The organism is Solibacillus isronensis (assembly GCF_900168685.1).
Classification (GTDB): Bacteria; Bacillota; Bacilli; order Bacillales_A; family Planococcaceae; genus Solibacillus; species Solibacillus isronensis_A.
This window is the reverse complement of record NZ_FVZN01000014.1, coordinates 88,124-101,800: the sequence shown is the minus strand read 5'-3', so window position 1 is coordinate 101,800 and position 13,677 is coordinate 88,124. Positions and strand designations below refer to the sequence as shown.

Sequence of the window (13,677 nt, the reverse complement as noted above, 5' to 3'; positions counted from 1 at the left end):
ACTAAATCTAACATATGAAACTTTTGATTCGCTATTTTCGTATAATTAAGTGCAACTGACATAATTCGACATTATGGATTGCTTTTGTAATAGCTGCATATACGACTAAATTCGTAAGATGCGCTACGAAAAAGTATAGTTGTTTTCATTAAAAGTGCAATAGAATTTTCATTACTTTTTGTAATTCATTAAATTTATATTGCTCTCTATTAAATAAGAAATGAGGTGGAAAAACTTGAAAAGACAGCAATATAAAAAACGAAAAAAGCGAAAAAATTTCGCAAAAAAAATCGGACTCTTTATGATTGCCCTTTTATGTTTTTTCGCTGTTATGTTCCTTTCATTACGTATATATGCACAAGTTGCCGGAGCACCGCCACTTACCGTTCCGAAAGCTTCAATTTTTTTAGATAGCGACCATAATCAGATTGGTGACTATTTTACAAAGGAGCGTCGTTATTGGACAGACCTTGATGAAATTTCACCTTACTTAATTGATGCTACTGTTGCGGTAGAGGATAAAGATTTCTTCGAGCATAGCGGTTTTGACTTTTCCCGGATTGCAGGTGCCATTTTGGCAGATATTAAAGCCGGAAGTAAAGTGCAAGGTGCCAGTACGCTGACACAGCAATATGCACGTAACCTATATTTAACCCATGAAAAAACGTGGAACCGGAAATTAAACGAAGCCCTATTTGCATATCGGTTGGAGTTATTTTACTCAAAAGAAGAAATTTTAGAAGGCTATTTAAATACGGTTTATTACGGACACGGAATGTACGGTGCCGAAGCAGCAAGCCGTTACTTCTACGGCAAATCTGCAAAGGATCTGACATTGGCCGAAGCTTCAATGCTTGCGGGCGTGCCAAAAGGACCGACGTATTATTCACCGCTTAATAACTTGGAAAAGGCGACAAATCGCCAGCAAGTTATTTTGCATTTAATGAATGAACAAGGGAAAATTACAGACGACGAAAAAACTCGTGCTACATCAGAGCAGGTTGCCCTGAAAAGCGATGAGTGGATTGCGACAAAATCAATTGCACCTTACTTCTTGGATGTTGTATGGGAAGAAGCAAGCGATATTTTAGAAGAGAAAAACTTGAGTATTAGTGAAGGTGGCTGGACGATTCAAACAACACTCAACCAGGCACATCAACGCGCAGCAGAAAATGCGATCAAAACGAATATGCCAAACAGCGAATTGCAAGTTGGCTTTGTAAGCATGGAAGCTGATACTGGTTTTGTAACAGCACTTGTCGGCGGGCGTGATTACAGTGTAAGTTCGTTTAACCGTGTTGCTTTAGGTAACCGTCAGCCGGGTTCTGCCATTAAGCCAATACTGTATGCGGCAGCACTGGAAAAGGATTTCAATCCGATGTCCTTCCTGGATGTGAGTGAAACAACCTTTACGTATGATAGTGGACGAGCAACTTATACACCGCAAAATGTCAATAAAAAATACGCTGATCACGAGCTTTCCATGGCACAGGCATTGGCGATTTCCGATAATATTTATGCGGTAAAAGCACTGGAAAACATCGGCTACCGATCTTTCCGGGATGTGCAAAAACGTTTCGGACTTAACTATTCCGAAAAAGATATACCGTCCATAGCACTCGGAACTGCAGAAAACTCGCTGTATGATTTAACAAACGCCTATAACATCATTGCTGCGGGCGGAGAAAAACGACAACCTACTACTGTATTGTCGATTACAGATGCAAAAGGAAAAGTCGTTTACAAATATAAGAAACCTGAAAAAGAACAAGTTATTTCCAAACAGGATGCATTCATTTTAACGCAAATGATGACAGGTATGTTCGACCCTGTATTCAGTGATTATTCTCCGGCAACCGGGTTATCATTGCGTTCACGTATGAGTCACACATATGCAGCCAAATCAGGAACGACAAACAGTGACCAATGGATGATCGGCTTTACACCGAGCTTAACAGCAGGTGTATGGAATGGCTATGACCAAGGCAAAACATTATCTGTTCAGGCAGATATGGCCGCATCGAAGCAAGTGTGGATTGATTTTATGGAAACAGCACTTGATGGAAAGTCGAACGAAACATTTACAATGCCAAGCGGTGTAGAGCCCGTAACTGTCGATATTCGTACGGGTAAACTGGCGCACGAGTCATGTTCAAGCCAGCGTGTTATTTACATGAAGACCGAAGATGTACCAAAAGAATCTTGTGCATCATTTGATCTCTTCAATCAGGATTCATGGGGCAATTTCTTTGAATCATTGCCTTTTGAAGCGTTGCGCAACTTTTGGGAATAAATATAATTAAAAAAGCTCTTTTGTATCCGGTACTAGTCCGTGACACGAAAGAGCTTTTCTATTGTGGTGAATGAAAGGTTGAGAACCATGGGGCATTCGGCTTGGGAAGGTTCAAATGCCGCATACTGCTCAACCTGTTTCATTTCCCACATGTCCTAGCCTACTATTTCGCAAGCTTTAAAATCAGTTTACTTTCTTTTAGAACCAGTTTCAACCACGGATTTTTGTAGTTTTTGAATTGTCACATACTGTTCACTGAATTGCGTGATATTTCTTATAAAATATAGATCCTGTTAAAGAATGCAGTATTATGCTAAATCCCGTCTCAATTTCTCTTCACTGTTGTTCCACATTTCTTCATTGTGACTTTTCAGGAAGTCTGCCAGTATCTGCTTTGATGGCTCATCCATATGGTCCACAATAATGTGGCGCTTCATCGATTTATCCATTTTGTTCACATGGTCAGCCAAAATTTTGTAGCCACGGCGTTTTTCACGGTTTACAACCATTTCACAAGCCGTTACACCAGCAAAATAAGCACCGGACTCTTTATGGTCAATCGTTACCCATACAAGCCAGTAATCTTTTCCGCCTGCTGAGTCTTCACGGTTCATCGTAAACTTAATGCCGCGCTCTACTTCACTTTTCGCATGCATTGCTCCGATGTCAACAACTGCAGTTCCTTCCGCGACATCAACCATGACCGGCGAAACGTTTTCCAAAGAAAGCGAACCAATTCCGAATCCTTTATGCCCATCGGTAGGATCATTTTTTATTATTGTAAAACCCATTTTTGGTTTCGGTTTTTCTTCATTTGCCATTGTAAATCCCTCCAAATACGCTAATATAAATACTATACACTATATTTTAACTAGGAGGCGACTATATGCCAATCGTTACAATTAAAATGGTTGAGGGCCGTACAGATGAACAAAAACGCGCGCTCGTAGAAGAAGTTACACAAGCTGTTTCTAAAACAGTAGACGCACCAGTAGAAAATGTATCAATCATCATTGAAGAAATGTCTAAAAACCACTTCGCAAAAGGTGGCGTACGCTATAGCGACCAATAATGGTTGAGTAGCACAGAATTTCAGTAAATTAATAAATATGAAACACCTCAATTTTCTCCAAATTGAGGTGTTTTTAATTTTGTCAGTATTTTATTTCTGTAAACAAAGCGGAATCTTCCCCGCTATGACTCCTCTGCTTACATTAAACTTCTTCAATGAGCTGCTTAATTTCGTTACGCAATGCGGCTGGAATCCGCTCGTCTGTAAAAAGCTCTTCCGGATAATACACTTTATGGTCAACCTTAATACGACCGGCAATTGCTTCAACGATTTGACTTTCCTCTGATAGTTCACGCTGCTTTCCGTCCTGCATAAGCAGATAAATCGGCTTCTTCGTCCCTTCAATACCTGGGCGGTAAAAGTCATATGGTAAATCCGATGTAGAATCATGGACTAAATAATACTCCGGGTCAATCCCCGCCTGTAAAAATAGACGTTGCAGTTGTGCATATACTTCCGGCTGCTTGTAAGGATTCAAATTCGTATATTGGAACAGTTTCCGGTTGACGAATCTTCTGCATAGATCCCGTAAAATCTCATCGTCTTCTTCCATCCAAAATTGGAAATATGCCATCATGATATTTTCATCGAGTGCTATATAGTCTTCCAATGTGACATTCCCTCTGAAAAAAGATACGAAAGGCGTCGGCTCATATTTAAATGGATAATCGTTTTTGCACAGCACTTTCACCCGTTTTAAAATATGATTCAGCACGACTTCCGCACTTCTTGATACCGGGTGGAAATATATTTGCAAATACATTTGGTAGCGGCTCATGATGTAGTGCTCGACCGCATGCATTCCGCTTTCTTTTATCACGACGCCATTATCACGCGGACGCATAACACGCATGATGCGCTCCATATCAAAATGGCCGTAACTGACACCTGTATAATACGCATCCCGTTGCAGATAGTCCATACGGTCAGCATCGATCTGACTGGAAATCAGGCTGACAACCAATTCATTTGGATATGTTTTTTCGATTACTTGCGCAACTTTTTCCGGGAAGTCCTCTGCCACTCGACGGAGTACGGCATTGACCTCTGTATCCCCCAACAGAATCTGGCGCGTAAAATATTCATGGTCTGTTTCAAACACATTTTCAAATGCATGGGAGAACGGACCGTGCCCTAAATCATGCAGTAATGCGGCACATAATACGAGTAACCGCTCGGATTCATCCCATTCTTTTCTTCCTTTAAATACATCATCCACAATACGACGGACAATTTCATAAACTCCTAATGAGTGATTGAATCGGCTATGTTCAGCTCCGTGGAACACTAAATACGTCGTACCAAGCTGCTTGATACGGCGCAGTCTTTGAAATTCTCTTGTTTTGACCAAATCCCAGATGACTTGATCCCGAACGTGAATATAGCGATGGACAGGGTCTTTAAAAACTTTTTCCTCTTGCAGTTTTGTTTTTGCATATGTCATCAACATAGCCCACCTCCTTATCTCTTAACATCATTATAAGTGAGTTGTCATTGAAATAGAAATGAATCCGCCGAAAACGCAAAAAGGACGTGTTCTGAAATATTTCAGAACGCGTCCTTTTTACGCTGTTACTTTTTCAATTTGTCGAGTACCTTTACCATTAACTCCTCTTCAGTTAATGCGGCAACTGGACGGTTATTTACAAAGGTAAATGTTTTTTTGCGGCCGGGGCCACAATATGAATGACAGCCAATTTCAATCGTTGCTTCTGGATCAATTTCCTTTAATTTTGGAATTAACGTCTTTAAATTAACGGCCTGACATTCATCGCAAACGTGGAATAAGTTTGCCATAGTGTCAACACCTCTCTATGAGCTATTTTCGCTGTTTTAACCTATTTGCTATTGTATCTCATTTTGCTTATTTCATTCAAGCATTATCCTAGCAATTCCGGTCAAAGTTCTGCTAGGAACATATTTCTCATCATTCTAGCAACAATTTACGATATATTGAATAAATGTTTTCCCCTTTGGACATGATAGATTTACAACAACAAAACTATTATTAATTCAGGGGGAGTTTTTGATGACAAAAACAAGACAAGATGCATGGGTGAAAGAGAATGATGAGCTGTTAGCAGAGGCTGTTTTACGCCATGTAAAAGAAGGAAGTACACAATTAAATGCATTTGAAGAAGCTGGAGATTTACTGAATCGAACAGCAGCAGCTTGCGGCTTTCGATGGAATGCTGTAGTCCGACGCATTTATGAAGAAGATTTGGCACAAGCGAAAAAGGAACGCAAAGAACGTATGCGCATGATGAATACGGCTACAAAACGCAGAACAACACCAGTATACTTACTGCCTTCAAATGAAAATCAGCCAACATCGATTCCATTATCGGCATTATCACTCGATATCGTCATTGCATACTTAGTACAACTGCAGCATACGAATTCAAATGAGCAGGATCTATTGAAATGGCGCAAATTGACATCACTATTAACAGAACAGAAAAACCAGCTCGAGCAACAGCTTGCAGCATTGCAAAAAGAGAATAAAGCGATTAAAGAAGATTACGAGCAGTTTGTTTCTATTATGAACCGCGCAAGACGACTTGTAGCACTAGAAACAGATACTGAAGCCACGCCAACATTCAAAATGGAGCGTAACGGCAACTTGATTTCCCAAACATCGTTAAATGATTCAGGCGAAGCGCTATATTAGCACCTCGCCTTCTTTTTATTTATTTACTTATTTACTTAACATCGATTCATTGCGCTTGAACACGCGGTCTAAATAGTAGGTATACAATTCCGTTTCCTCTTCTTGCAATGGAAGTTCAAACAGCTGGCCATTCTTTTGGCTCAATAGATTGCGAAGTCTTTCATTCACTTCGGTTACTGTCACGTTTTGTCCTGTCAATTGTTGAAGTGAAGCCATGACTTCCGGCTTGATATCCGGATACTCGAATTTCGTTTTCTCGCCTTGCAGACCATTTTCATAAAAACGTTTAATCAGTTCCGCACGCTCACTGCCGCTGCCTTCCACACATAAATAAATTTGAACAGCAATCCCGTTTTTCATGCGACGCTGTGAAATACCGGCAAACTTCTGACCACCTATACTTAAATCATATGAACCTGGACAATAAGATCCAACAATTTCATATGCTTCTATTTTCGTTGCAATTTCAGGGAATAACTGACGAATCAATGCAACCATCATTTCAAACGCATTATTAATACTTAGTGGCTTGTCCTCATTTAGTACAATCGAAATATTTAAAACTCCCGCATCCAATACAACCGCCAGCCCTCCAGAATTGCGGACAATCGGCTCATAACCACTGTTCTTCAATGTATCCATCCCTTGCTCAATATAAGGTAAGCGGTGATCTTGGATTCCGAGAACGACTGCGTCATGATGAACCCAAGTACGGATTGTCGGATTGGTCATTTTCTGTCCGACAAGATGACATAGTGTATCATCCATCGCAAAGGATTCTAATGGCGAGCGTTTATTCGCGCTGATTGACTGATCGATAAAACGCCACATTGTTTGCTGCAAAATATCATTCATATTTTTTACTCCTAGCCTAATTTTTCCTCACTTTAGCATACCGTATTTTAAAGTCATGTCAAATTGGTGAATTGACGGAATTTGCAGCTTTGAAATGATATTTTTTCCTAAAACTATGCTACACTAATTGTGAATCATTTTCATTTACAAGGAGTGTTTGAACAGATGAATGAAGCAGCAATTACATTAGACGGCTGGTACGCATTACATGATTTCCGCTCAATGGACTGGGCATCATGGAAATTGGTTTCGGCTGAAGAACGCGAAGCCGCTACAAAAGAATTTATCGCATTTTTAGAAGATTTAAATAAAGATACAGGTTCGAATGCTTTTTACTCAATTATTGGCCAAAAAGCAGATTTCATGATTATGACTTTACGTGAAACTCCTGAAGAACTAAATGAAATCGAAACAAAATTTGCGAAATTGGCGATTGCCGACTTTACAATTCCAACGTATTCTTACGTTTCTGTAGTCGAATTATCGAACTATTTAGCAGGTAAATCAGATGAAGATCCATATCAAAACCCGCATGTTCGTGCGCGTTTATATCCTGAACTGCCAAAATCAAAATACGTATGCTTCTATCCTATGGACAAAAAACGTGAAGGCAATGACAACTGGTACATGCTTTCAATGGAAGATCGTAAAAAATTGATGTATGATCACGGTCTAATCGGCCGCAGCTATGCAGGTAAAATCAAACAAATCATTACAGGTTCTGTTGGTTTAGATGATCATGAGTGGGGCGTTACATTATTCTCTGATGATATGCTTCAATTCAAGAAGATCGTTTACGAAATGCGTTTTGACGAAGTTTCAGCTCGTTACGGTGAATTTGGCGAGTTCCTAGTAGGAAACTTGCTGGACAATGAAAAACTAGAAAAACTGTTAGCGATTTAATGACTTATAAACCCGTTCCTCCTTGTGATTCGATTACCCAATCATCCAAGGTTGAACGGGTTTATTTTTCCCTAAAACGTAAAAAGATGAGTCGTTATATTTCGACCCATCCTTCACGTATGATCATCCTGCATTTTTAAAATTATTATGACTGTATTAATGAATAAACCGATGACGATTAGAAGTACCAATAAATACCAATGTATCGGCTGTTCGTAAAAAATTGCAACCGCATAGGACAATAATGCGCTAATTATTATGCCTAACCAAACCCCTATTTTCATGATGTTCCACTCCCGCGCTTTTCGTCAACACCGGCAACAATCTCTTATTTATTTACTTTATCTTACCCATTTCATTGAAATTTATTACATATAACTAAACTAGATATCCTATTGTATGTTGCATGGTCAAAAAACAACACTGCTTTTTTTGGTGTTCATTTTTTTTATTTATGCATATACTAAATCGAAAAAGGAGGTCACATCGAACGCCTAAACTTCAAATAAAAGGTTTACATGCCGCCCTTCTTTCTCGGTTACAGTGCGGCAGAAGGTGATGCAAGTGCCCTGCTTAATGTGAAAACAGAGAAACAGCAGCCATTTCTTCGTTTACTGTTTCTTGTGCCGATGACTGCAGTATATTAAATTTCTTTATGAAAGGATGCAAAATTGACTTATTATTGGACGTCTCCAATGCAACAGATGAATCCTGCGACGGTTCCGATGCCTACAACTATGCAAGGCATGCAAGGAGTAGGCTTTCCACGTGAGGAATCCTATATCGAGAATATTTTACGATTAAACAGAGGGAAACCGGGTACGTTTTATTTTTCATTTGATAATGCGGTAGCTGGCAGTAATACACGGGCGGTTCGTGGGGTTGTAGAAGCAGCCGGCCGGGACCATGTAATTTTACGCGATTTAAAAAATAACCATCGCTTCCTGTTCCCGATGATTTACTTCGACTATGCGGAGTTCGATGAAGAATTAAGTTACTTTACACAGCAACCATAAAAAAACTAAGGCGCCTTCATCAAGCGCCTTTTTTTGTTGCAGAAAAACGACATAATATCAGTTGAGACCTAATCCCAAAATAGGTTGCCAGAAATAGAGGCGGGAAAAAGTCTTGCCGTAATTTTATTAGAACAATTGAGTAGTTTATTAGAACATTCGAGCGTGATATTAGAAGAAATTAGTGTGTTATTAGAAGAACCGAAGCGGATATTAGAAGATGGCTGAATTAGCATTGTACTGGAGCAGGGGTTGCCCGAAATTGAGGCACGAAAAAAGTCTTGCCTTAATTTTATTAGAACAAATGAACAGCTTATTAGAACAAGTTGGTGTGATATTAGAAGATTGAGCACCGATATTCGAACATTTCAAAATGATATTAGAACAACTGCACGATATATTAGAAAATCGCAATTTTATTAGAACAAATCAGTTTTTATTAGAAGAAAAAATTTTTTATTAGAAGAAGTACTCTTTTATTGGACGAAACAGCCTTCACCAGTACAGATCAGCTTTTATTAGAACACCCCCCGGCAATTCGCCCTTCTCCACAGCGCTTTTTTGTTATAGATTTACAGCACACATAACAAGAGACCTAATCCAAAAAACGTCATTTTTCTCTAAGAGAAAAATGACGTTTTTTTGCTGTACGTTAAAATTGATTTCCATTCCGGGTCGGACGCTTTCCGCGGGCGTGAGGCCAACAGGATGTTGGTCACAAAAGCGTTGCCACAGGACGTGGCGTTCTTAGCTTTTGTTCCAAGTCTCAGGCGTCAGTGCTCCTGACGCTTCGCTTTCGTCGCAAAATAAATTTCGCTATTCCCGCTGGAGTCGCCTCCCCTCCATTCCAATCAATTTCACAAGATATCCGTTTCTTACTAAGAGTCATTAACTTTTCCAATCAGTTTTCCACTGATTTCAACCTTACTGAATAAGTTATACCTTAAACTGCTGAATTTCCTGTTGGAGTGTTTGTGCATTGTCGCTTAGTGATACGGCTACTGCATTTACTTGTTGCATTGTAGCGGTTTGCTCCTCTACTGCTGCCGCAATCATTTCCAAATTGCCGCTTGATTCATTTGAACTTAGGGCAATTTCATTAACCGATGCTGTCACCTGCTCTGCACTTGCAGAAAGCTCTTCGGAAGTAGCTGAAATTTCCTGAATTTGCATCGACATTTGTGTCACTGCATCTACAATCGTTGTAAATGATTCCCCGGCATTTGAAATAATCTTCACGCCGTCTTCCACAGAAACTAACGAATCTGATACGGCACGTTCAACATTTTCCGTATCTGCTTTAATTTCAAGTGTTAAGTTAACAATTGAGTTGGCGGATGATTTCGATTGCTCGGCCAGCTTCCGCACTTCATCTGCTACAACAGCGAACCCTTTTCCATGTTCTCCGGCGCGGGCGGCTTCAATCGCTGCATTTAATGCCAATAAATTCGTCTGATCCGTAATCGATGTGATTAGTTGGGAAATATTATTAATTTCTTCTGTTTGTTGCGCCAGTTTTTGCACTAGAGCATTTACAGAGTTTGTTGATGAACTGATAATACTCATTTGTTGTTGGGCATCATAAATAATTTGCCCACCGTCTTTAGCTGTCTGTGTCGCATCAACTGAATTTCCAAGTAATTTTTGCGTTGATTCAGCAATTCGTTGCACACCTGCTGCTGTTTCTTCCATTGCACGGGCACTTTCATTTGATGCATGTGCAGAAATTTGTGCTCTTTCAGCTGTATAATTTACGCGCCCCGTCACATCTTCTGTCGTCGCCGATATTTCTTCAGTACTTGCAGAAAGTTCCTGTGCTGCCGCATTTACTTGCTCTGAATTAACCTGAATATTTTTAATCAGGTTCGATAAATTATTTTTCATCGAATTGAACGCATTGCCTAACTGGCCAATTTCGTCCTTTGTCTTCACTTGAATATCTTGTTGCGATAAATCCCCTGCTGCAATAATATTCGCTTCATGTACAATACCATTTAATGGAGAAATAATTGTTTTTCGAATATATACCATAACAAGTATGCCTATAAGAACACTGATTGCTAAAGCGATACCGGCAACTAAAACTGAAAAGGCAATTGCTTCATCAGCTTTTTTATTAATCGCATCGAGCTTATTTTCCTGATACTCGACCATCTGAGCTGTTGCATCGAACATTCCGTCATTTGCCGCGCGCAGCTTTGTATTTATAAAACCGTTTGCGAGTATTTGATCTCCCCGTTCGAAAGCATCCATCATATCAAGATAACCGTAATTAAAGTCATCCCGGTTCTTAACGACTTGTTCCATCAGTTCTTTCATCGTTCCGTTTGATACTAGTTTATTTAAATATTCAATCTCCTGATCCAGCAATTCGTTGTACTGTTTAAAGCTTTCGGCAGATTCTTCTTTTCCATCAAAAACAAGTGCCCGCACATACATTCCTTGCATCGCGACATTAAAACGGATTTTGTCTACGGAGCGAATTTGCTCCACACTGTAGTCGAGCGCTTCATCCATATTTCCCTGTATATTTTTCAAACTCATATAATTAAGTACTACAGTAATCATAATTAATATAATCATTATAACTAGTGCAGCATTTAACCTTTTCCCTACACTCATGTTGATTCCTCTTCTCGTTGTTCATTTAAAAGAAATTCCAATGTTGCCTGTCCTAAAACTTTTGCGGCAATGAGCATTGCTCGTTCATCAAAATCAAACCGGGCATGATGATGCGGATATACCGTTTCCCACTCGGGGTCCTTTGCTCCTGTAAAGAAGAAAGTTCCTGGAACATGCTGCATATAGTAGCCGTAATCTTCCCCAATCATAAACGGAGGACAAACTGTAACCTTTTCAACACCAGGTGTTTCGTTTGCTATTTGAGCAACAAACTGTGTTTCGGCTACATGATTGATTACAGGCGGGTACCCATCAAAATATTCAAAACGATAGTCAGCATGCATTCCTAAACATGTCGCTTTCAATAATAATTCGATTTCCTCTTTCATCTGTTTTCGCACTTGTTCATCAAAAGCACGTACAGTCCCTTGAATTTTCACTGTATCCGCTATGACATTGAACGGATTGACCGCTTCAAATTGCCCGACCGTCACTACACCCGATTCAAGCGGTGCAACACGTCGCGAAATAATTGTCTGCAATTGGGTGACAAAGTGTGCACCAACAACGATTGCGTCAACCGAATGCTGTGGTTCCGCACCATGCCCGCCCTTTCCTTGGATCACAATTTCAAATCGGTCTGCCGCTGCCATAATGGCTCCTTCTCGTACAAGCACTTCTCCTAAAGGAGTAGGTGCCCATAAATGTGTTCCGAAAATTACGTCCACACCGTCTAAACAGCCATCTTCGATCATTGCTTTTGCCCCACCTGGAGCAAGCTCTTCTGCATGCTGATGGATAAACATGATATTGCCGGATAGATGTTCCCGCATTTCTGTCAAAGCTTTCGCCAAAATGAGCAAAGTTGCCGTATGACCATCATGGCCGCATGCATGCATCACTCCATCATTTTTTGATTTATAAGGGAAATCATTTAGTTCCTGAATTGCCAATGCATCAAAATCCGCACGTAAAGCTACCGTCTTTCCTGGTTTTGCACCTTTTAATGTGGCTACAACTCCGCGCCCTCCTACAAATTCCCGTACTTCCAAACCTAGTTCACGGTGGAATTTTGCAATATATGCAGGTGTATGTACTTCGTGATGGGATAGTTCCGGGTGCTCATGTAAATAGCGTCGGATAATTACCATCTCTTCAAAACTTTCTTCTAACTTTAATAATAATTGGTCCATTTTCCTTACCCCTTTACTCTCTTACTTTATAACTATACAATAAATTCAAATAATTTAGATAAAAGATTTGATTTTCCTAATAAAATAATAAAAAAAGCATATACTTCCATTTTAAGAAGTATATGCTACGAATTTTATTGAGTCTTTTTTACTACTGCCGTTATAACCATAATCCAGCCCACTAAAAAGAATACCCCACCGATAGGAGTAATGGCACCTAGTACACCGATTCCTGTCAAGGCTAATACCATTAAGCTTCCTGCGAAGATTATAATACCTGCATTAAAGCAGAACATCGCAATTTTTAACTGCTTCATTTCACCGAAAATTGCTTTTGACATTAAAATTCCGACCAAAATAAGTGCTGTTGCATGAAACATTTGATACTGGATTGCTGTATCCCAAATGCCGGCACTGTAATCATCGAGCATATCTTCCAGTGCATGTGCTGCAAAGGCGCCTAATGCAACTGCTAAAAAACCGTGGATTGCGCCAGATATAATTGAACCTTTCATTTCTTTTACCTCTTTCTTTTTCTATTACAGATTTCATCCATATGAGACTTCGAACGGGCGTATTTCTCTGTTAAAAATCAAACAATGAGTCGCCGTTTGCATCGTCTTCTTCAAGTTTTTGTGCTGGAATTGCGACCGGTTGCGTGTATGCGGGTGACGAGATCGTTGCACTCACGCTATTTATGGAAGCAGGTTTTGGCGAACTGATTTTTTCGTCTAAAACGACATCACATAGCGCACGAATTGCTGCAAGTTTTTCACGGGCTTGTTGTTCTGTTGCCGCATGTGCTGCTTCTGTTGTCAATTTTTCAATTTGCTTAACAATCGATTCATACGTAATCATCGCTTTTGCCCACCTTCTCTATTTTTCGGTACAAATTTTAAGCAGTCCATTCCCGAAGACTGTTTTACTACGAGAGATGGCAGCTGCTTCGTTTTAAAGCCATATGCTGTGCAACCGCGCGGATTAAACTGATCCCATGTCACACGAAAATGCTGGCATTTAAAGCAATCTACTTTCATTTGCCGTTCCCTCTCTTT

16 protein-coding genes are annotated in these 13,677 nt (G+C 39.9%); 6 read left to right on the top strand and 10 right to left on the bottom strand.

From position 1 onward, the window contains the following. Positions 1-235: 235 nt before the first annotated feature. Positions 236-2,293, top strand: a complete 2,058-nt coding sequence (locus B5473_RS09280) for a transglycosylase domain-containing protein (protein ID WP_079524604.1) — start codon at positions 236-238, stop codon at positions 2,291-2,293. A gap of 308 nt (positions 2,294-2,601) precedes the next feature. On the opposite strand, the gene B5473_RS09275 is transcribed toward B5473_RS09280, so the two are convergent. Further along, positions 2,602-3,114, bottom strand: a complete 513-nt coding sequence (locus B5473_RS09275; protein WP_079524603.1) for a YwhD family protein — start codon at positions 3,112-3,114, stop codon at positions 2,602-2,604. A gap of 65 nt (positions 3,115-3,179) precedes the next feature. Here B5473_RS09275 and B5473_RS09270 point away from each other — a divergent pair, with 65 nt between their 5' ends. After that, entirely contained in the window at positions 3,180-3,365 is a 186-nt protein-coding gene (locus tag B5473_RS09270) for a 2-hydroxymuconate tautomerase (protein WP_079524602.1), read from the top strand. A gap of 142 nt (positions 3,366-3,507) precedes the next feature. Here B5473_RS09270 and B5473_RS09265 read toward each other — a convergent pair whose 3' ends face one another. Together B5473_RS09265 and B5473_RS09260 are read right to left on the bottom strand one after the other, a co-directional pair. Next, the gene (locus B5473_RS09265; RefSeq protein ID WP_079524601.1) at positions 3,508-4,815 is read right to left on the bottom strand and encodes an HD domain-containing protein; all 1,308 of its coding nucleotides are present in this window, start codon (positions 4,813-4,815) and stop codon (positions 3,508-3,510) included. Between the two features lie 122 nt (positions 4,816-4,937). After that, positions 4,938-5,162 (bottom strand): DUF1450 domain-containing protein, encoded by a 225-nt coding sequence (locus B5473_RS09260; protein WP_008404549.1) that lies wholly within the window; start codon positions 5,160-5,162, stop codon positions 4,938-4,940. A gap of 232 nt (positions 5,163-5,394) precedes the next feature. Between B5473_RS09260 and B5473_RS09255 the strand changes: the two genes are divergently transcribed. Then, positions 5,395-6,036: an RsfA family transcriptional regulator gene (locus B5473_RS09255; RefSeq protein WP_079524600.1), complete on the top strand. Its 642-nt coding sequence runs from the start codon at positions 5,395-5,397 to the stop codon at positions 6,034-6,036. A 27-nt stretch (positions 6,037-6,063) separates the two neighbouring features. Here the strand turns inward: B5473_RS09255 and B5473_RS09250 are convergent, their stop codons facing one another. Beyond that, positions 6,064-6,891 (bottom strand): lipoate--protein ligase family protein, encoded by an 828-nt coding sequence (locus tag B5473_RS09250; RefSeq protein ID WP_079524599.1) that lies wholly within the window; start codon positions 6,889-6,891, stop codon positions 6,064-6,066. A 165-nt stretch (positions 6,892-7,056) separates the two neighbouring features. On the opposite strand from B5473_RS09250, the gene hemQ reads away from it, so the two are divergent. Then, positions 7,057-7,794, top strand: a complete 738-nt coding sequence (gene hemQ / locus B5473_RS09245; protein WP_079524598.1) for a hydrogen peroxide-dependent heme synthase — start codon at positions 7,057-7,059, stop codon at positions 7,792-7,794. 113 nt (positions 7,795-7,907) lie between these two features. Here the strand turns inward: hemQ and B5473_RS20645 are convergent, their stop codons facing one another. After that, entirely contained in the window at positions 7,908-8,078 is a 171-nt protein-coding gene (locus B5473_RS20645; protein ID WP_176142061.1) for a hypothetical protein, read from the bottom strand. A 234-nt stretch (positions 8,079-8,312) separates the two neighbouring features. On the opposite strand from B5473_RS20645, the gene B5473_RS21075 reads away from it, so the two are divergent. Together B5473_RS21075 and gerQ are read left to right on the top strand one after the other, a co-directional pair. After that, the gene (locus B5473_RS21075) at positions 8,313-8,441 is read left to right on the top strand and encodes a hypothetical protein (RefSeq protein ID WP_303047313.1); all 129 of its coding nucleotides are present in this window, start codon (positions 8,313-8,315) and stop codon (positions 8,439-8,441) included. A 48-nt stretch (positions 8,442-8,489) separates the two neighbouring features. Beyond that, a complete protein-coding gene (gene gerQ, locus B5473_RS09240) occupies positions 8,490-8,810 on the top strand; it encodes a spore coat protein GerQ (RefSeq protein ID WP_079524597.1) in 321 nt (106 codons plus the stop codon). A 933-nt stretch (positions 8,811-9,743) separates the two neighbouring features. Here gerQ and B5473_RS09235 read toward each other — a convergent pair. The 5 genes from B5473_RS09235 to B5473_RS09215 all read right to left on the bottom strand — a co-directional run bounded on the left by B5473_RS09235 (position 9,744) and on the right by B5473_RS09215 (position 13,659). Further along, positions 9,744-11,429 carry a methyl-accepting chemotaxis protein gene (locus B5473_RS09235; protein ID WP_079524596.1) on the bottom strand — a complete coding sequence of 562 codons (1,686 nt, stop codon included), beginning with the start codon at positions 11,427-11,429 and terminating at the stop codon, positions 9,744-9,746. After that, the gene (locus tag B5473_RS09230) at positions 11,426-12,622 is read right to left on the bottom strand and encodes an amidohydrolase (RefSeq protein ID WP_079524595.1); all 1,197 of its coding nucleotides are present in this window, start codon (positions 12,620-12,622) and stop codon (positions 11,426-11,428) included. Before B5473_RS09230 ends, B5473_RS09235 begins: the two co-directional genes overlap by 4 nt. A gap of 134 nt (positions 12,623-12,756) precedes the next feature. Next, positions 12,757-13,137 (bottom strand): DUF423 domain-containing protein, encoded by a 381-nt coding sequence (locus tag B5473_RS09225; protein ID WP_079524594.1) that lies wholly within the window; start codon positions 13,135-13,137, stop codon positions 12,757-12,759. Between the two features lie 70 nt (positions 13,138-13,207). Further along, positions 13,208-13,480, bottom strand: a complete 273-nt coding sequence (locus tag B5473_RS09220; protein WP_079524593.1) for a YwdI family protein — start codon at positions 13,478-13,480, stop codon at positions 13,208-13,210. Beyond that, on the bottom strand, positions 13,477-13,659 hold the full coding sequence (locus B5473_RS09215) for a uracil-DNA glycosylase (protein WP_079524592.1): 183 nt from the start codon (positions 13,657-13,659) through the stop codon (positions 13,477-13,479). Before B5473_RS09215 ends, B5473_RS09220 begins: the two co-directional genes overlap by 4 nt. Positions 13,660-13,677 lie beyond the last annotated feature (18 nt).

Bases quoted from the DNA above. Each gene is read 5' to 3' on its own strand.
- B5473_RS09255 (WP_079524600.1), top strand. From the start codon at position 5,395: ATGACAAAAACAAGACAAGATGCATGGGTGAAAGAGAATGATGAGCTG.
- B5473_RS09265 (WP_079524601.1), bottom strand. From the start codon at position 4,815: ATGTTGATGACATATGCAAAAACAAAACTGCAAGAGGAAAAAGTTTTT.
- B5473_RS09230 (WP_079524595.1), bottom strand. From the start codon at position 12,622: ATGGACCAATTATTATTAAAGTTAGAAGAAAGTTTTGAAGAGATGGTA.
- B5473_RS09235 (WP_079524596.1), bottom strand. From the start codon at position 11,429: ATGAGTGTAGGGAAAAGGTTAAATGCTGCACTAGTTATAATGATTATA.
- B5473_RS09250 (WP_079524599.1), bottom strand. From the start codon at position 6,891: ATGAATGATATTTTGCAGCAAACAATGTGGCGTTTTATCGATCAGTCA.
- B5473_RS21075 (WP_303047313.1), top strand. From the start codon at position 8,313: ATGCCGCCCTTCTTTCTCGGTTACAGTGCGGCAGAAGGTGATGCAAGT.
- B5473_RS09260 (WP_008404549.1), bottom strand. From the start codon at position 5,162: ATGGCAAACTTATTCCACGTTTGCGATGAATGTCAGGCCGTTAATTTA.
- B5473_RS09220 (WP_079524593.1), bottom strand. From the start codon at position 13,480: ATGATTACGTATGAATCGATTGTTAAGCAAATTGAAAAATTGACAACA.
- hemQ (WP_079524598.1), top strand. From the start codon at position 7,057: ATGAATGAAGCAGCAATTACATTAGACGGCTGGTACGCATTACATGAT.
- B5473_RS09275 (WP_079524603.1), bottom strand. From the start codon at position 3,114: ATGGCAAATGAAGAAAAACCGAAACCAAAAATGGGTTTTACAATAATA.
- B5473_RS09215 (WP_079524592.1), bottom strand. From the start codon at position 13,659: ATGAAAGTAGATTGCTTTAAATGCCAGCATTTTCGTGTGACATGGGAT.
- gerQ (WP_079524597.1), top strand. From the start codon at position 8,490: ATGCAACAGATGAATCCTGCGACGGTTCCGATGCCTACAACTATGCAA.
- B5473_RS20645 (WP_176142061.1), bottom strand. From the start codon at position 8,078: ATGAAAATAGGGGTTTGGTTAGGCATAATAATTAGCGCATTATTGTCC.
- B5473_RS09225 (WP_079524594.1), bottom strand. From the start codon at position 13,137: ATGAAAGGTTCAATTATATCTGGCGCAATCCACGGTTTTTTAGCAGTT.
- B5473_RS09270 (WP_079524602.1), top strand. From the start codon at position 3,180: ATGCCAATCGTTACAATTAAAATGGTTGAGGGCCGTACAGATGAACAA.